We start from the raw sequence: 17,236 nt of genomic DNA on the forward strand, positions 1-17,236 counted from the left end.
TTGCCTGAACGGCGTCCGCTCAGCCGGCGAACCAGCGCACCGGCTTCGGCGCGAGGTTCTGGTAGACGTGCTTGGTCTCCCGGTACTCGGCGAGTCCGGCGGGGCCCAGCTCGCGGCCGGTGCCGCTCTTGCCGAAGCCGCCCCACTCCGCCTGGGGCAGGTAGGGGTGGAAGTCGTTGATCCAGACGGTGCCGTGGCGCAGCCGGGCCGCGACGCGCCGGGCCCTGCCGGGGTCGGTGGTCCACACGGCTCCGGCGAGGCCGTACTCGGTGTCGTTGGCGAGGCGGACGGCCTCGTCCTCGGTGGTGAAGGTCTCGACGGTGAGGACGGGGCCGAAGACCTCCTCGCGGACGACCTTCATCTCGCGGTGGCAGCCGTCGAGCACGGTCGGCTCGTAGAAGTAGCCGGAGGCGGGCCGCTCGGGGGCGGGTTCGGGCCGCTTGCCGCCGCAGCGCAGGGTCGCGCCCTCGGCGAGCGCGGAGGCGACGTACGCCTCGGTCTTGGCGCGCTGCTGCTCGGAGACGAGGGGGCCGACCTCGACGCCGTCCTCGGTGCCGCGGCCGATCCTGATCTTCTGGGCGCGGCGGGCGAGTTCGGCGACGAAACGTTCGCGCACCGTCTCCTCGACGATGAGCCGGCCGCCGGCCGAGCAGACCTGGCCGCTGTGGATGAAGGCCGCGTTCAGGGCCTGGTCGACGGCGGTGTCGAAGCCCTCGTCGGTGGCGCAGGCGTCGGCGAAGACCACGTTGGGGTTCTTGCCGCCGAGTTCGAGGGCGACCTTCTTCACGCTGGGCGCGGCGGCCTGGGCGACCTTGGTGCCGCTGACCAGCCCACCGGTGAAGGAGACCAGGTCGACGTCGGGGTGCTCGGCGAACCGGGCGCCGACGGTGTGACCGGGGCCGGTGACGATGTTGGCGACGCCCGCGGGCAGTCCGGCCTCGACCAGCAGCTCGACGAGCGCGACGGTGGTCATCGGGGTGATCTCGCTGGGCTTGATCACGAAGGTGTTGCCGGCCGCGAGCGCCGGGGCGATCTTCCAGCTCGCCTGGAGCAGCGGGTAGTTCCAGGGGGTGATCAGGGCACAGACGCCGACCGGCTCGTGCACGACGACGCTGTGGACGTCCGGCGAGCCGGCGTCCACGACGCGGCCGGGAGCCTCGGCGGCCACCAGGTCGGCGAAGTAGCGGAAGGCGTCGGCGACACAGTCGATGTCGACCCGGCCCTCTTCCACGGTCTTGCCCGCGTCCTGGGCCTCCAGCCGGCCGAGCGCTTCGCGGTCGCGTACGAGGAGGTCGGCGACGCGGCGCAGCAGGGCGGCGCGCTCGGCGACGGGGGTGCCCGGCCAGGGGCCGTGGTCGAACGCCTGCCGGGCCGCGGCCACGGCGCGCTCGGCGTCCTTCTCGTCCCCCTCCGCGACCACGGCGAACGGCAGGGCGTCCGCGGGGTCGAGAATCTCCCGGGTCGCCCCGGAGATCGCCGTCGACCACTCGCCTCCCGCGTGGATGGTCGCCTGGTTCTGTCGTGCCGTGCTTTCCGCCATGATCGGTGTTGCCTTCCGTTACTGTTCGACGCCCCTGTGTCACGCAAAGGGCCGGCTCAGGGACCGTGGCCCCCTGCCCCGAACCTCCGCTCGCATGCCGAATCAGTCGCCAAAAGTGCGCGGCGTCACTAAAAGGAGTGCAGAAAACGGACAGAAGCGGTCATTCGAGTCGCTGCGTTCGGTCCATGGAGCCGGTACAGCCCGTGGCGGCGGGACCGGCGCCCCGTTCCATCAGCTCGCGGACGTTGGCGCGGAGCCAGGCGTGGGCCGGGTCGGCGTCATGGCGGGGGTGCCAGGCGAAGCCGACCGGGGCGGCCGGGAGCCGGAGCGGGATCTCGAAGACGGTCAGCCCGAGGGGCTCGGCGAGCGGGCGGGTCCAGGGGCTGATCAGGCCGATGAGATCGGTCTCGCGCAGCACGAACAGCGACGCCGGGTAGGTGCCGACGCTGCCCACCACCCGTCTGCTCAGGCCCAGCTCGGCCAGCGCGTCGTCGACCGGTCCGCGCAGCCTGCCGCGCCGGGACACGATGAGGTGACCCGCCGCGGTGGCGAACCGCTCGGGGGTCAACTCGCCCTCCAGCAAAGGGTGGCCGGAGCGTACGACGCCGAGCATGCGGTCCTCGTGGACCGTCTCCCGGTGCACCTCGGGGGCGATGGTGTCGATCACCCCGATCTCCAGGTCGGCGGTGCCCTGCCGCAGGAGCGGGGCGTCGACGTGGCTCTCGGACAGGAAGCGCAGCCGGATGCCGGGGGCCTCGCGCGCGGCGCGGGCGAGGAGCGCGGCGCCGTGGGTGGCGACCATGGCGTCGTGGCCGAGGATCGTGAAGGTACGGCTGACCGTGCGCAGGTCGGTGTCCCGGCCGGGCGCGAACAGGGCGCGGGCCCGCTCCACCACGGCGCTCACCTCGGCGCGTACGGCCAGGGCGTGCGGGGTCGGCACCATCCGCCGGCCGGCCCGCACCAGGACGGGATCGCCGAGGGCCTTGCGGATGCGGCCGAGGGTGCGGCTCATGGCCGGCTCGGACAGATGCAGCCGGCGCGCGGCGCCCCGCACGCTCTGCTCCTCCAGCAGCACGTCCAGTGCGGCCAGCAGATTCAGGTCGAGGCCAGTGGATTGCGTCATGCGCATTCATTCCTTGCATAAGTTGCACTGGAGTGCAGGTCAGGGGCGAGCCTACGGTGAGCGGGCATCCCCGAAAACCCGCCGAGCTCCCGGGAGGAGCCGTGCCCTCGCACGCCCTGAAACGCCCCGCCCTGCTCGCCCTGTGCGCCTGCGTCCTGGTCGCGCAGAGCATGGTGGCGGCGATCAACCTGCTGATACCGCAGCTGAGTTCGTCCTCGCTGCATCCCTCGCACACCGAGATCCTGTGGACGGTCGACGCCTATGTCATCGTCTTCGCCGGGCTGCTGATCCCCGCCGGGGCGTTCGGTGACCGGCACGGTCACAAGGGCGCGCTGCTCGCCGGGCTCGCGCTGTTCGCGGCGGGCGCCGCGACACGACCAGCGCGCTGGCCGGGGCGCCGCCGGTGCTGATCGCGGGCCGGGGCCTGTCCGGCGCGGGCGCCGCGCTGATCACTCCGGCCACGCTGTCCCTGCTGATGCGGCTGGCGGCGCCGGCGCGGCGGCGCGGCGCGATGGCCGCCTGGACACTGTCGATCGGTCTCGGCGGGGCCGCGGGCAATCTCGGCGGCGGACTCGCCGGTCAGTTCCTCGGCTGGCGGGCGCTGTTCTGGGTCATGGTGCCGCTCGCGGCGCTGCCGGCGGCGGCGGTGGCACGGGTGGTCCCCCGCACGGAGCGCTCGACCGCGGGCAACACCGATCCGCTCGGCGCGGTGCTGCTGATCGCGGGGCTGGTGACCGTGCTGTTCGGGATCATCGAGGGGCCGTCGTACGGCTGGCTGTCCGCGCGCATCGCCGGCGCGTTCGGCGCGGGGGTGGTGCTGGTGACCGCGTTCACGGTGCACGCCCTGCGTGCCCGGGAGCCGCTGTTCGACCCGCGGGTCTTCGTCTCGCCCCGGCTGCGGGCGGCGTCCCTCGGCACGGCGACCGGCTTCTTCGGCCTCTTCTCCCTCTTCTTCGTCAACTCCCAGTACCTCCAGGAGGTCAAGGGGTACGGTCCCGCCGTCACCGGGGTGGCGATCATGCCACTGGTGATCGGGATGGCCGGCGCGCAGAAGCTGGCCACGCGCTGGTCCGGCCGGCCGCGGGCGCTCGTCGGCACGGGGCTCGCGCTCATCGGACTCGGGCTGCTCGGCGCGTCCACGGCGTCCGGGTCCACGCCGTACGGGCTCTTCGTCTGCTGGCTCCTCGTCATCTCCGCCGGCGCCGGCCTGTGCATGCCGCCGCTCACCCTGGGTGTCGTCACCTCCCTCCCTCCGCACCAGGCGGGCCTGGGCTCGGGCCTGGGCACGACGGCCCGCGAAACGGGCGCGGCCCTCGGTGTCGCCGTGACCGGCACGGTGCTCTCGGGGCACACCGGCCCGGTCCAGGGAATGGGGCCGGCGTTGCGGGTGGTGGGGGTGGTGGTGCTGGTGGCCACGGCCTCGGTGGTGAGGGGGTACGGCGAGCGCGGGCCGTCGACTTCGCGGCCGACGTCAGCGGCAACCCCCTAGGGGCGCGGGGAACTGCGCGACCGGCCACGACGCACCCGCACCCGCACCCGCACCCGGCGGCACACCCCCGACCCCACGGCGAATCCCCGACCGCACACGCACGCGGGCCCCGCTCCGGAGGAAACCGGTGCGGGGCCCGCGTGCGGACTACCGTCAGATGAGGCCGAGCGCGCGGACCGCCTCGCGCTCCTCCGAGAGCTCCTTGACCGAGGCGTCGATGCGGGCGCGGGAGAACTCGTTGATCTCCAGGCCCTGCACGATCTCGTACTTGCCGTCCTTCGTGGTGACGGGGAAGGAGGAGATCAGGCCCTCCGGCACCCCGTACGAACCGTCGGACGGGATGCCCATGGACGTCCAGTCACCGTCGGCCGTGCCGTTGACCCAGGTGTGCACGTGGTCGATCGCGGCGTTCGCGGCGGACGCCGCCGACGACGCGCCACGCGCCTCGATGATGGCCGCACCGCGCTTGGCGACGGTCGGGATGAAGTCCTCGGCCAGCCACTTCTCGTCGGACACGACCTCGGCCGCGTTCTTGCCGCCGACCGTCGCGTGGAAGATGTCCGGGTACTGCGTGGCGGAGTGGTTGCCCCAGATCGTCAGCCGCTTGATGTCGGCGACGGTCGAGCCCGTCTTCTTCGCCAGCTGCGTCAGCGCCCGGTTGTGGTCCAGACGGGTCATCGCGGTGAACCGCTCGGCCGGTACGTCCGGCGCCGCCGCCTGCGCGATCAGCGCGTTCGTGTTGGCCGGGTTGCCGACGACCAGGACCTTGATGTCGTCCGCGGCGTGGTCGTTGATGGCCTTGCCCTGCGGCTTGAAGATGCCGCCGTTGGCCTCCAGCAGGTCACCGCGCTCCATGCCCTTGGTGCGCGGGCGGGCGCCGACCAGCAGGGCCACGTTGGCGCCGTCGAAGGCGACGTTCGGGTCGTCGGAGATGTCGATGCCCTGGAGCAGCGGGAAGGCGCAGTCGTCCAGCTCCATGGCCGTGCCCTCGGCGGCCTTGAGGGCCGGGGTGATCTCCAGGAGGCGCAGACGGACCGGCACGTCCGCGCCGAGCAGCTGGCCGGAGGCGATGCGGAAGAGCAGGGCGTAACCGATCTGGCCGGCCGCGCCGGTGACGGTGACGTTCACGGGAGTGCGGGTCATGGCGTTCTCCGTATGACAGCTGGCGGTGGGGCGTCCCTGCCCCGGGCGGATGATCGATCTCTTGGCGTCAAGAGAGATCCAGCGGTCAGGCTATCGCGCATCCGGCATGCGAGACGTGCGGGGCCCTGTGGCCCACCCCACAGAAGATCGCGAGTGGGCCGGAAAAGGCGGCCGTCCGTCCGGAGAGGGTGGACGGAGACGGCCGCCGGTGGGGATACCGGCGCACCGGCCTCCCGTGGGGGGTGACAGTCCGCTTGCCCGGGATCGGCGCGGGCATGCGCGGCGCTCCCGAATTCATCCGTACGGGCTTCACCGCGTACAGCCCGTACGGCCCGACGCGAGCGTGGCGCACGCCGTCGCCTGGGCCGGATCCTTCGCGGCGATCATCGGGGTGTAGGCGATGGTGTCGCCCGCCTGCGTGGCCCGCCTGGTCTCGCGGACCTTGCCCCGCGCCCCGGTGACCTGGACCTCGTCGCCGGGCACCGCGCCGGTGATCCGGCCCCACGCGGCGCCGCAGACCTTGCTGTAGCGGACCTCGAGGGTGGTGGTGCCGAGGGTGACGGTCTGGGCGGTGGTCACCTGGTCGCCGCTGCACCCCATCGACTCGGCGTCCTTGCCCACGCAGTCCGAACCGGAACACTTCACCCCGGGCGGCAGGCTCGCCTTCGGACCCGGGCTGCGGGCCGGGCGCTCGGGCGCCGCCTCGTGCTTGCCGCCGCCGTGGTCCCCGGTGAAGTGGAAGACGCCGAGGATGATCAGCAGCACCGTGGCGAACCCGCCGAGGAACATCAGCGCCGGCTGCCGGTATCCGGACCTTCCGTCGGGGCCCGAGGGCCGTACGGGGTCGGAACCCTGAGAGCCCTGAGAGCTCTGAGAGCCCTGAGGATGCTGAGGGTTCCGGGTGCCCTGAGGGCTCTGAGGACCCTGGAGGCTCTGGGTGCCCTGAGGACTCCGCGCGTCCAGGGGGCCGTGCGGGCCCTCGGGGCCGAGCGGCTCCGGCTCACCGGGGATCCGTACCGGCTCCGGCCATCCGCCCGGCCGCCCGCTCGCCCGCGACGGCCCCTGATACCCGGCCAGCCCCCATGAGTTGCCACCGGAGGACTCTCCCGGCGCGCCGCCGCGCCGCTCCGCCTCCGCCGCCTTCGGCTGGGCGGGAATCCTCGGGACGCCCGGCGTGCCGTCCTCGGTACCGCTCGCGGACCGGCTCCCCGGCACCGCGTGCTCGTGCCCCAACTCCGCCCGGCTCCAGGCCCGTTCGGCCAGCTCCCACATCGTGATGATCGGCCCCGGGCTGGTCCCCGCCGCCTCGGCCAGTGCGACGGCCGCGCCCTTGGGGGCGAGGAGCCGGCCGGCGAGGTAGCTTTCCCAGGACGCCCTGCCGTAGCCCGTGCGGTCGGCCAGGGCCGCGCCGCCGAGCCCGCCCTGGTCCACGAGCCACCGCAGTTGGCTGACGAACTCCTTGATCTCCGGGTCGAGTTCGTTCGGCAAGGTCTTCCAGCGAGACATCGTCTCCCCCCTCATCCCCACTTTCGTACCGGACGGTCACCGTTCAGCGGAACGGTCACTTCCGTGCCACAGCGCGAAGAAAGCCGTTGAACAGGCCGTTCGCCAGGAGCCAGGGTGAATCGGGCGGCGGTTCGTCCCTCATCGGGGGTGGGGACGAACCGCCGTACCACCGGCCCTATTTGGTCATCGTGAAGTGCAGCGTGTTGCTCAGGAACGGGATCTCCAGCAGGGGGTGCGGCTGGGCCATCAGGGCCAGCAGGACGATCGCCAGGCCGAGGATGCCGTAGGTGCTGATGTCGGTGAAGCGGGAGCGGACCGCGAGCATGCCGACGCCGGGCAGCAGCCAGCGCAGCACCGCGCCGGCCAGCAGCGCGGCGCCGATCAGCAGGGTGCCGACGCGGAACGCGTCCAACGCGGTCAGCAGCAGGCCGAGCGCGACCGTGCCCAGCACCAACAGCAGGGGCCACTGCCGGGCGGGCGCGGGCGCGCCGCCGGGCGCGGCCCGGCCACCGCCCTCCGGCCGGGCGGTGTCCCGCGTGAACAGCGGGAAGCGGCGGGTGACCCGCCGCGGGCGCCCCTCGGCGTCGGGGGCGCTGATCGCGTCGCGGACGGTCTCCTGGCCGTCCCGCGTGTCCTCAGCCGGCACTGCGCTCCGCCGCCTCGACCACGTTGACCAGCAGCTGGGCCCGGGTCATGGGGCCGACACCGCCGGGGTTGGGGGAGATGAAGCCGGCCACCCCGGTCACGTCCGGGTGAACGTCGCCGACGATCTTGCCCTCGGCGTTGCGGGAGACGCCCACGTCCAGGACGGCCGCGCCCGGCTTGATGTCCTCGGCGCGGATCAGGTGCGGGGCGCCCGCCGCCGCGATGACGATGTCGGCGCGCTTGAGGTGGGCGGACAGATCGCGGGTGCCGGTGTGGCACTGGGTCACGGTGGCGTTCTCGCTGCGGCGGGTGAGCAGCAGCGGCATCGGACGGCCGATGGTGACGCCCCGGCCGACGACCACGACCTCGGCGCCCTTGATCTCCACGCCGTAGCGGCGCAGCAGGGTGAGGATGCCGTTGGGGGTGCAGGGCAGCGGGGCGGGCTCGTTGAGGACCAGGCGCCCGAGGTTCATCGGGTGCAGGCCGTCCGCGTCCTTGGCCGGGTCCATCAGCTCCAGGATGCGGTTCTCGTCGATGCCCCTGGGCAGCGGCAGCTGGACGATGTAGCCGGTGCAGGCCGGGTCCTCGTTCAGCTCGCGGACGACCGCCTCGATCTCCTCCTGGGTGGCGGTGGCCGGCAGCTCCCGCTGGATGGAGGCGAGGCCCACCTCGGCGCAGTCGCGGTGCTTGCCCGCGACGTACTTGCGGCTGCCGGGGTCGTCCCCGACCAGGATCGTGCCGAGGCCGGGCGTGATGCCCTTCTCCTTCAGCGCCGCCACGCGGGCGGTCAGATCGGACTTGATCGCGGCTGCGGTGGCCTTGCCATCGAGAATCTGGGCGGTCATACCCCCATCCTCCAGGATGACCGCCCCAGGGTTCCAATCCGGGGCCGCGTCGGGGCCCCCACCAGGGTCGTAGCCGGTCCCCGGGTGATCCCTGATGTTGCACTTGCACAACACCCGGGGATTACGGCTGGACAAGTAAGTATCCGGTCAAGAACCATGAACAGCACAGTGCAGCGGGCAGCTCATCGGGGGGACGAACCGCATCTGTAGCAACTCTCCTCCGTGCGGTGCCGCGCCTCGTCCCCGCACTCGCTCGAACGACGGAGGAACACCAGCCATGAGCTATGGCGACCCGAACAACCCTTACGGCGCTCCCCAGGGACAGCCGCAGCAGCCCGGATACGGCTACCCCGCCGCGCCGCCGGTCCAGCAGCCGTACGCCACCGCCCCGATGGCCGCCATGCCGGGCAAGGTCAACGCGGCCCGCGTGATGCTGTGGGTGATCGTCGCCCTCCAGGTCATCGGCGTGGGCCTGTTCGCCTTCTTCGCCGTGGCCGTCAACAAGGCCAAGAACGACAACTCCGTGCCCAGCCTCGCCGACTACCCGGTGGGCGTGCTGTGGGCCTTCGTGGTGCTCGCGCTCGCCTGGCTGGTGTGGGCGATCGTGCTGGCCGCGAAGTTCTCCTCCGGCGGCAACGGCCTGCGGGTCACCACGCTGGTGTTCGGCATCCTGACCGCGGTGCTCGGCGTCTACCCGTTCGTCGTCGTCGTGGGCATCTTCCACATCGTGCTGGGCATCCTGATCGCCTGCTTCGTCGGCGGTGCCGACGGCAAGGCCTGGTTCGGCCGCCCGCGTTACTGAGAACGCCCGCGGCGCGGAGCGATTCGCGCCATTCGGCATCCGGGGCCGTGTCTCACCCTTCCAGGGGGGACACGGCCCCGCCGCGTCGCCCTACTCTGGGAGAAGCCGTCAGGCACGGGGAGACGCACCTTGTACAGCATCATCGTCGTACCTCCGCCGACCACGGAGGACCGGCAGCAGCGCGGCCAGATCCGCCTCGCCCCCGGCGAGCGCCTCCGCTTCGGGCGGGCGCCCGGGAACGATCTGCCGATCCCGCACGAGGGAGTCTCGCGCCGGGCCGGTGAACTCGGCGCCCAGGGCGCGTTCTGGACGCTGAGCAACCTGTCCGCGCACCAGACGTACGTCGTGGAGAACCCCGAGGGCGCGGGCGAGCACATCAAGGTCGGGCCGGGCAGACTCGACGCGCCGGTGCCCTTCGAGTTCTCCCGGATCGTGCTGCCCGCGGGCGGCGACCTGCTCGCCGTCGAGGTATGGGCACCGCGCCACGACTACCTGCGCGACGGCTGCGGAACCGACGGCGACACCACCGCCCCGGCCTTCTCCGTCGACCGCACCAAGCGCTACTTCGCCGTGCTGGCCGCCCTGTGCGAGCCGCGGCTGCGCGGAGATCCGCACGCGCCGCTGCCCACCGTCGACCAGGTCGTGGGCCGGCTCTCCCCCTCCTGGCCGGCCGCCTCGCGCGCCTCGGTGCAGTGGAACATCGACTACCTCGCGGTGAAACTGCGGCTCAAACCCGGCCCGGACACGGCGGACCCGGGCCCGCGGCTGAACGGCAAGAAGGAGTCCCTGGTCTCGCTGGCGCTCCGCTTCGACCTGGTGCGCGAGGACGACCTGATCGTGCTGTCCGGCACCGGATCCGGGCCCGCGCGCCGGAACGCCCGGTGACCGAGCCGTACGCCGTGCCGGTGCCCAGGGGCTACCGGGTCGGCGACTGGGAGGTCCGCGAGCCGCTCGCGACGGGCGCCTTCGGGAGCGTGTACGCCGCGCGGAGGGTCGGCGGGGAGTCCGGCCGGCTCCCGCGCACCGCCGCCCTGAAGTTCCTCCCCACCGGTACCGGCACGCCCCGCCAGCTCGCCCACCTACGCGAACTGGTGGAGCGCGAGGTGCGGTTGCTGCGCCGGCTGCGGCAGCCGCGGCTGATCCGGATGTACGAGACCCTCGTCGTCGACGACCCCGCTCGCCCCGCCCTCGACGGCGCCACCGTCCTCGTGCTGGAACGCGCGGCGGGCTCCCTGTCCGCGCTGCTCACCACCGCTCCCCGGCCGGCCGCCGGACCCGCGCTGCTGGCCCAGGTCTGCGCGGGGCTGGCCCAGTTGCACCGGGCGGGGTGGGTGCACGGAGACCTCAAGCCGGCCAACGTGCTGCTGATGGCGGACGGTTCGGCACGGCTGGCCGACTTCAACATGGCCGCCGAACTGGAGGGCACCCACGGCTACACGCCCGCCTTCTCCACCCCCGACTACACCCCGCCCGAGCTGCTGTGGTCGGAGATCGGCGAACGCGGCCGCCCGATCCGCCCGTCGGCCGACATCTGGGCCTTCGGCGTGCTCGCCCACCTCCTCCTCACCGGCTCCTTCCCACTGCCCGGCGGTACCCCGTCGGCCCGCCGGGATGCCGCCGTCGCCTATGCGCGCGGCACCGAGGAGCTGCGCCTGTCGGCCGAACTCCCGGACGCCTGGCGGGAGATCGTGCGGGACTGCCTGGCCCGTACGCACGCCGACCGGATCGGCACCGATGCGCTGCTGCGCCGCGTCCCGGCCGCCGCGGGCACCGGCCGCGCGCCCCGGCCGTCCCGCCGCCGTCGTCGCGGGGCCGTCCTGGCCGCCGCGGCCGCCGCCGCGGCGGTCGCCGCCGGTCTACTCGGGTACGGCCTCGACGGCCGGACCGGCACCGACGAGAAGGCCCTGGCCCGCTACGGCGCCGCCGAACTGCGCACCGACCGGGGCGTTCCGGTGCGCTACCGACGGCTGATCGTGGACGCCGCCCACGGCTGCCGCCGCCCGGACGTCAGCCCGGCGCTGATCGCGGCCATGCTGGAGGCCGAGAGCGGCTTCGACGCGGATCTCGCCGACCCGGGCGCCCAGGAGTACGGCATCGCCCGCTGGACCCCGTCCGTGCTGCGCTGGTGGATGCGGGACGACGGCGTTCCCGCCTCCGCGACCCCCACACCCCCGCTGACCCCGGCCGTGTCCATCCCGGCCATGGGCCGCTATCTGTGCTTCATCGACGCCCACCTGGGGCCGGATCTGCCCGGTGACCGGCGGGTGCTGGACGCTGCCGGATACCGGACGTCGTACAAGAAGGTCAACACCACGGGCGGTATCCCGGCGGCGTACCGCGCGTACTGCGCCGAGGTCGCCCGCCGTCTCGCGGAGTACACACCCTGAGACTTCCGAGGTACCGGCCCGGGGGCCCGGCTGGGACGGTGGAACCACTCCGCCACGGCGGAGCGACCACGTCGCTCGTTCACATGGGGGAACAGTGAATATCGCCAAGCCCGCCGCGCTGCTCGTCGCGGCCACCGCCCTGCTCGCCGGCTCCACGGCCGCGGCCACCGCCGCCCCGGACGGCACCCGGGTCACCGCCGTCCAGCGCACCGCCGACCAGGTGCTGCCGGGCCACCCGGCCGCGCTGGAGGTGACGCGTGACCAGGTCCGCTACGACGGCCTCACCCTCACCGAGGTCCCGAAGGGCGAGCTCGCCGCCAAGGACCTGGCCTGCGCGTACGGCCACCTCTGCATGATCGTCAGGGGCACCAAGTTCGACTTCTACAAGTGCCAGACCTGGACGGTGAGCAACTGGACCGGTGACGGCCCGTTCACCAACAACCAGACACCCGGCACGGTCGCCAGGTTCTTCAACAAGGACGGCAGCGTCCGCTGGACCTCGACCGCCTACCAGGCCGGCACCGCCACCTGGGACCCGGTCTTCTCCCTGCGTCCCTGCTGACCCGGCAGACGGCGCGGCGGCCTCCGGCCCCCTCGGGGGAGGGCCGGAGGCCGCCGTACGCGTCTTCGCGGCTCAGTGGAAGAAGTGGCGCGTGCCCGTGAAGTACATGGTCACGCCCGCCTTCTGGGCCGCCTCGACGGCCAGCTCGTCACGGACGGAGCCGCCGGGCTGGACGATCGCGCGGACACCGGCGTCGATCAGGATCTGCGGGCCGTCGGGGAAGGGGAAGAACGCGTCGGAGGCCGCGTAGGAGCCGCGGGCGCGCTCCTCGCCGGCCCGCTCGACCGCGAGCTTGCAGGAGTCGACGCGGTTGACCTGGCCCATGCCGACACCGACCGAGGCGCCGTCCTTGGCGAGCAGGATCGCGTTGGACTTCACCGCGCGGCAGGCCTTCCAGGCGAACGCGAGGTCCTCCAGCTCCTCGGCGGACAGCGCCTCGCCACTGGCCAGCGTCCAGTTGGCGGGGTCGTCGCCCTCGGCCTGGAGCCGGTCGGCGGCCTGGAGCAGCAGACCGCCGTCGACCGGCTTGGCCTCGATCGCGTTCGCGGGGCCGCCCTCGGCCTTCAGCACACGGATGTTCTTCTTCTTGGTGAGGGCCTCCAGGGCCCCCTCCTCGTAGTCCGGGGCGACGATGACCTCGGTGAAGATCTCCGCGACCTGCTCGGCCATCTCCTTGCTGACCGGCCGGTTCACGGCGATGACGCCGCCGAACGCGGACAGCGGGTCGCAGGCGTGCGCCTTGCGGTGCGCCTCGGCGACGTCCGCGCCGACCGCGATGCCGCAGGGGTTCGCGTGCTTGATGATCGCGACGCAGGGCTCGGCGTGGTCGTACGCGGCACGGCGCGCGGCGTCCGTGTCCGTGTAGTTGTTGTACGACATCTCCTTGCCGTGCAGCTGCTCCGCCTCGGCCAGGCCGCCCGTGCCGTCGACGTAGAGCGCGGCGCCCTGGTGCGGGTTCTCGCCGTAGCGCAGGGTGTTCTTGCGCTCGTACGTGACGCCGGTGAAGTCCGGGAAGGCCGAGTCGTCCACGGGGGCGTAGTCGGCGGCGAACCAGGAGGCGACGGCCACGTCGTAGGCGGCGGTGTGCCTGAACGCCTCGGCGGCCAGCCGCTTGCGGGCGGCCAGGTCGAAGCCGCCGTCCTTGACGGCCGCGAGGACGTCCGCGTACCGGGCGGGGCTGGTGACCACGGCGACCGAGGGGTGGTTCTTGGCGGCGGCCCGGACCATCGAGGGACCGCCGATGTCGATCTGCTCCACGCACTCGTCGGCCGAGGCCCCGGAGGCGACGGTCTCGCGGAACGGGTAGAGGTTCACGACCACCAGGTCGAACGGCGCCACGCCCAGCTCGTCGAGCTGCGCGCGGTGGCTGTCCAGGCGCAGGTCGGCGAGGATGCCCGCGTGCACCTTCGGGTGCAGGGTCTTGACCCGGCCGTCCAGGCACTCGGGGAAGCCGGTCAGCTCCTCGACCTTGGTGACCGGGACGCCGGCGGCGGCGATACGGGAGGCGGTGGAACCGGTGGACACCAGCTCGACACCGGCCTCGTGCAGCCCGCGCGCCAGCTCTTCCAGGCCGGTCTTGTCGTAGACGCTGACGAGCGCCCTGCGAAGGGGCCGCTTGTTGCTCTCGGCGGTCACTGGATAACTACCTTTCGTCCCTCGATCCGATAGCCGTGGCGGGCGAGCCGTCCCACGACCTCGACGAGCAGCCTTCGCTCGACTTCCTTGATGCGCTCGTGCAGCGCGCTCTCGTCGTCCTCGTCCCGGATCTCCACCACGCCCTGCGCGATGATCGGCCCGGTGTCGACACCGTCGTCGACGAAGTGGACGGTGCAGCCGGTGACCCGGGCGCCGTACGCGAGCGCGTCGCGGACCCCGTGTGTGCCGGGAAAACTGGGCAGCAGCGCCGGGTGGGTGTTGACGAACCGCCCGCCGAAGCGCGCCAGGAACTCCTTGCCCACGATCTTCATGAACCCGGCGGAGATCACGAGGTCCGGTTCGTACGCCGCGACCGCCGCGGCGAGGGCGGCGTCCCACTCCTCGCGGCTCGCGTGGTCCTTCACCCGGCACACGAAGACCGGCAGCCCGGCGCGCTCGGCGCGGGCGAGCCCCTCGATGCCGTCGCGGTCGGCCCCGACGGCGACGATCCGCGCGCCGTACGCCTCGGCTCCGGTGCGCTCGATCTCGTCCAGGAGCGCCTGGAGGTTGGTGCCGGATCCGGAGACCAGCACGACGAGGCGCTTGGCCACGGGGTTGGCGGCCACGGTGGGGCCCTTTCTCAAGAAGCGGTCTGTGCCGTCGGCGGTCTGTACATTCGTACGAATGCTTCGCGCCCCGGGATACGGGGAAGTCTACGAAGCGGCCGACCGCCAGCAACGATACCGGCACCGCGGACGGCCCCCACGGGACGGGTACGTGGCCGGGAGGTAGCGTTCGCAGGGAATCGGCGGGAGCAGCCCCGGGAACGCGGTCGTCGTGCGGCGCGTTGACGGGGTGGAAGCTCACGACGACAGCCGTGTCGATCTAGGGGAAGACGCTCTTTTGATGCCCGTCCGCAGCCTGCGACTCCTCACGTTCCCGCCAGATCCGGTCCGGGGAGGGGAGCGCGACGGAGTGCTGCTGCGCGAGCGGCCTTCGACGCCGCCCGACGCCCCGCGGGGCGGATCCGGTGGATCCGGTGCATCCGGTGAGGGGCACGACGGCGCCTCCGGGCGGGACGGCCGCGGCGGCGAGGGCGAAGGGCAGCGGGACAATCCGTTCGCGCCGCCGCCGGAGGGCACGCCGGACCGGCCGTGGCAGCCGCGGCACCCTGGCGGTGCGTCCGGTGGCGGTGAGGGCGGTCAGGGCGGCGGTTCCTGGGGCAGCCGGTGGAGCGACCGGCAGCCCGGCCGGTCCCCCGGCGGCTTCGGGGAGCGTCCCGGCGCGGGTCCCCAGGGGCCCGGTGGGCAGGGCGGCGGTCAGGGCGGCCCCGGTGCGGGAATGCGCTGGGACCCCACGGACCCGGTCCAGCGCCGGGCGCGCTACGCGCTGCTGTCCGGGATGTGGGCCGTCTTCTTCGCGCTGTTCAGCTGGCCGTACGTGTCGCTGCTGCTGGGCTCGCTGGCGCTGTACTGGGGCATCAGCGCCCTGCGCGCCAAGCCCCGCACCCCCGCCCCGGACAAGCCGGCCCCGGCCTCCGGCCGCCCCCAGACAACGGCGGCCGTCGGCGGCCTGGTCACGGCGTCCCTGGCCCTGGTGCTGGTCGCCTCGACGTTCACGGTCCAGTTCGTCTACCGCGACTACTTCACGTGTGTGAACGACGCGCTCACGCACGAGGCGAAACAGTCGTGCCAGACGCTGCTGCCGCAGCAGTTGCGGGGCGTGCTCGGGGCGGAGAACGAGTAGCGCGGGGCCGGCGTCAGGGGGCCTCGGGGGTTCCGGGAGGTCCGGGGGGCTGGCCCGCCCGGCTCTGGCCCGCTTCCGTGGTCCCGGCTGGTTCCGGGGCTCCGGCGGTCTTCGCGCCTTCCGTCGCGGGGGCCTCGGGCAGGGGCTGCTCGGGGCGGAGGCCGGCGGGAAGGTCGATACGGAGTTCCGCCGGCGGCTCGGCCGGGAGGATGTCGTAGGCGTCCTCCTCGGGAAGGCCGTCCTCGCGCCTGGCCCTGTCCTCGGCGCGCTTCGCCTTCTCCTCGGCACGCCTGGTCCTGCCGTCGGCCTTCGCCGGGTCCTTCGGCTTCCCGGGTTCCCTGGGCCCGCGCCCGCCGGCCGGCTGCTCGGGCTCGTCCGCTGATCGCGGGGTTCCCGCGCCACGCAGCCGCCACGCCCGTACGACCAGGGCCGTCGGCAGGCCGAGCAGCGCGGTCCAGGCGCCCGCCGCCGGGCCGGTCCGCCACCACAGGGGGCCGAAGCGGGCGAGCGCGCCGACGCCCAACGGGCCGCCGGAGAGGGCGGCGAGCAGGGCCATCAGGAGTGCGCAGACCACGGCGGTCAGCAGGGTCACGCCGGTGGTACGGGCCGCCGACCAGCGCACCCGGGGCGGCTCCCCCCGACCCCGGCGTCGTACCGCCGCGCGGGCCACGAACCATCCGGCCACCATCCCCGCCGCGACCGGCACCAGGGCGGCCGCCCAGTTCAGCCGGGTGCCGGGGCCGGCGTCCGGGACCGCCGCGAGCAGCGGGAACGGCGGCAGCAGCGGGGCCGGGTCGGAGGCGAGCGGGTGCACCGGATGCCCGGTGCCGAGGACGAACCCGGGGCCGAGGGCGTAGGACGCGGCCCACACGGAGGCGTTGGGGACCAGCGCCATGCCGAGCAGCAGCACCGCGAACCGTCCCGTCCAGCCCTCCGTCAGCTGGAGGAAGGACGCCCGCGCCACGTCCCCGTGCCACACCGTGGAGGCGGCGACGAGCAGTGCCCCGCCGCCGACCAGCGCGGCGGCCGACGCACCGGCGGCCCGTACGGCCGTGTCCAGCCGCGAGCGCGCGTCCGCGCCGAACACCAGCCGCCGCACCGGGCCCGGCACCGCCTTCAGCACGACCAGCAGCGGCTCGGACGGGCAGCCGTGCGCCGACCACACCCCGGCCCCCGCCCCGGCCGCCGCGACCAGGGGCAGGGACGTCGCCAACCAGCCCCAGGAGGGCCGGAGTTCACCGCCGGAGCAGTACAGCGCGGCGGCGCCGCCGACGGCGAGGTAGCCGAGGATCACACCGAGCCAGGCGGTGCGTACGGGTACCGGGGGCGGTCCGCCGGGCTCGCCGGAGGCGTCCGTGGCGTACCGGCCGGCCCGGTACAGCAGCCAGGCGGGCAGCGCGAGCAGCAGCAACGGGGTGACGCCCACGGGGAGGGGCACGCCCGAGAGGGTGTCGGTGCGGACCAGTTCGACGCCGTGGGCCAGCAGCCACAGCGCGGCGGCGATGTGCAGCGCGCCGCTCGGCCCGCTGTCGGGGTACGGCGAGCTGATCCACAGGCCCAGGACCAGCACGGCGAGCGCGCCGAGGCCGAGTCCGGCCGCGACCACGCCGTTCAGCAGGCTCGCGGACAGGCCGGGCGATCGGTCGCGCAGCCGGGCGGACAGGGGGGTGAGCGACGGTCGGCGCGCGGTCATCTGGGTCACCCGGCCATGGTCCCAACGACACGCGCTTTCCCGGCGTAACAGGTGAAGCACCGTGGTGTCGCTCAATATATGTTTATGTCACTTATCGTACGAAAGGGTGCACGGTGAGCA

14 protein-coding genes and 1 pseudogene are annotated in these 17,236 nt (G+C 73.4%); 6 read left to right on the forward strand and 9 right to left on the reverse strand.

The window, feature by feature from the left end; genetic code table 11:
- Positions 1 to 19: 19 nt before the first annotated feature.
- Both VT52_RS07770 and VT52_RS07775 read right to left on the reverse strand, forming a co-directional pair.
- A complete protein-coding gene (locus VT52_RS07770; RefSeq protein ID WP_046417882.1) occupies positions 20 to 1,540 on the reverse strand; it encodes an aldehyde dehydrogenase family protein in 1,521 nt (506 codons plus the stop codon).
- A gap of 160 nt (positions 1,541 to 1,700) precedes the next feature.
- The gene (locus tag VT52_RS07775) at positions 1,701 to 2,669 is read right to left on the reverse strand and encodes a LysR family transcriptional regulator (RefSeq protein ID WP_046417880.1); all 969 of its coding nucleotides are present in this window, start codon (positions 2,667 to 2,669) and stop codon (positions 1,701 to 1,703) included.
- 95 nt (positions 2,670 to 2,764) lie between these two features.
- Here VT52_RS07775 and VT52_RS07780 point away from each other — a divergent pair.
- Positions 2,765 to 4,152: pseudogene (locus tag VT52_RS07780) on the forward strand (MFS transporter).
- A gap of 153 nt (positions 4,153 to 4,305) precedes the next feature.
- Here VT52_RS07780 and VT52_RS07785 read toward each other — a convergent pair.
- The 4 genes from VT52_RS07785 to VT52_RS07800 all read right to left on the reverse strand — a co-directional run bounded on the left by VT52_RS07785 (position 4,306) and on the right by VT52_RS07800 (position 8,291).
- A complete protein-coding gene (locus VT52_RS07785) occupies positions 4,306 to 5,295 on the reverse strand; it encodes a malate dehydrogenase (RefSeq protein WP_046417877.1) in 990 nt (329 codons plus the stop codon).
- 309 nt (positions 5,296 to 5,604) lie between these two features.
- The gene (locus tag VT52_RS07790) at positions 5,605 to 6,801 is read right to left on the reverse strand and encodes a DUF2690 domain-containing protein (protein WP_046417875.1); all 1,197 of its coding nucleotides are present in this window, start codon (positions 6,799 to 6,801) and stop codon (positions 5,605 to 5,607) included.
- Between the two features lie 175 nt (positions 6,802 to 6,976).
- Entirely contained in the window at positions 6,977 to 7,447 is a 471-nt protein-coding gene (locus VT52_RS07795; protein WP_046417874.1) for a DUF3017 domain-containing protein, read from the reverse strand.
- Positions 7,437 to 8,291: a bifunctional methylenetetrahydrofolate dehydrogenase/methenyltetrahydrofolate cyclohydrolase gene (locus VT52_RS07800; RefSeq protein ID WP_046417871.1), complete on the reverse strand. Its 855-nt coding sequence runs from the start codon at positions 8,289 to 8,291 to the stop codon at positions 7,437 to 7,439. Before VT52_RS07800 ends, VT52_RS07795 begins: the two co-directional genes overlap by 11 nt.
- Before the next feature lie 277 nt (positions 8,292 to 8,568).
- On the opposite strand from VT52_RS07800, the gene VT52_RS07805 reads away from it, so the two are divergent.
- From VT52_RS07805 to VT52_RS07820, 4 genes are all read left to right on the forward strand, one after another.
- Positions 8,569 to 9,093 (forward strand): membrane protein, encoded by a 525-nt coding sequence (locus VT52_RS07805; RefSeq protein WP_046417869.1) that lies wholly within the window; start codon positions 8,569 to 8,571, stop codon positions 9,091 to 9,093.
- Positions 9,094 to 9,222: 129 nt separating this feature from the next.
- Positions 9,223 to 9,978, forward strand: coding sequence for an FHA domain-containing protein (locus tag VT52_RS07810; RefSeq protein ID WP_046417867.1), 756 nt, complete (start codon positions 9,223 to 9,225; stop codon positions 9,976 to 9,978).
- Entirely contained in the window at positions 9,975 to 11,480 is a 1,506-nt protein-coding gene (locus VT52_RS07815) for a protein kinase domain-containing protein (RefSeq protein ID WP_046417864.1), read from the forward strand. The genes VT52_RS07810 and VT52_RS07815 overlap by 4 nt, the downstream gene beginning before the upstream one ends.
- A 94-nt stretch (positions 11,481 to 11,574) precedes the next feature.
- On the forward strand, positions 11,575 to 12,042 hold the full coding sequence (locus VT52_RS07820) for a hypothetical protein (RefSeq protein ID WP_046417862.1): 468 nt from the start codon (positions 11,575 to 11,577) through the stop codon (positions 12,040 to 12,042).
- Positions 12,043 to 12,114: 72 nt separating this feature from the next.
- Here VT52_RS07820 and purH read toward each other — a convergent pair whose 3' ends face one another.
- Both purH and purN read right to left on the reverse strand, forming a co-directional pair.
- Complete coding sequence (purH, locus tag VT52_RS07825) at positions 12,115 to 13,677, reverse strand: bifunctional phosphoribosylaminoimidazolecarboxamide formyltransferase/IMP cyclohydrolase (protein WP_046417860.1); 1,563 nt, start codon at positions 13,675 to 13,677, stop codon at positions 12,115 to 12,117.
- Positions 13,674 to 14,303: a phosphoribosylglycinamide formyltransferase gene (gene purN / locus VT52_RS07830; protein WP_046417858.1), complete on the reverse strand. Its 630-nt coding sequence runs from the start codon at positions 14,301 to 14,303 to the stop codon at positions 13,674 to 13,676. Before purN ends, purH begins: the two co-directional genes overlap by 4 nt.
- A 280-nt stretch (positions 14,304 to 14,583) precedes the next feature.
- Between purN and VT52_RS07835 the strand changes: the two genes are divergently transcribed.
- Positions 14,584 to 15,423 (forward strand): hypothetical protein, encoded by an 840-nt coding sequence (locus VT52_RS07835; RefSeq protein ID WP_071387420.1) that lies wholly within the window; start codon positions 14,584 to 14,586, stop codon positions 15,421 to 15,423.
- 13 nt (positions 15,424 to 15,436) lie between these two features.
- Here the strand turns inward: VT52_RS07835 and VT52_RS07840 are convergent, their stop codons facing one another.
- Complete coding sequence (locus VT52_RS07840) at positions 15,437 to 17,116, reverse strand: cell division protein PerM (RefSeq protein ID WP_079174911.1); 1,680 nt, start codon at positions 17,114 to 17,116, stop codon at positions 15,437 to 15,439.
- Positions 17,117 to 17,236 lie beyond the last annotated feature (120 nt).

This window comes from Streptomyces malaysiense, from assembly GCF_000980885.2.
Classification (GTDB): domain Bacteria; phylum Actinomycetota; class Actinomycetes; order Streptomycetales; family Streptomycetaceae; genus Streptomyces; species Streptomyces malaysiense.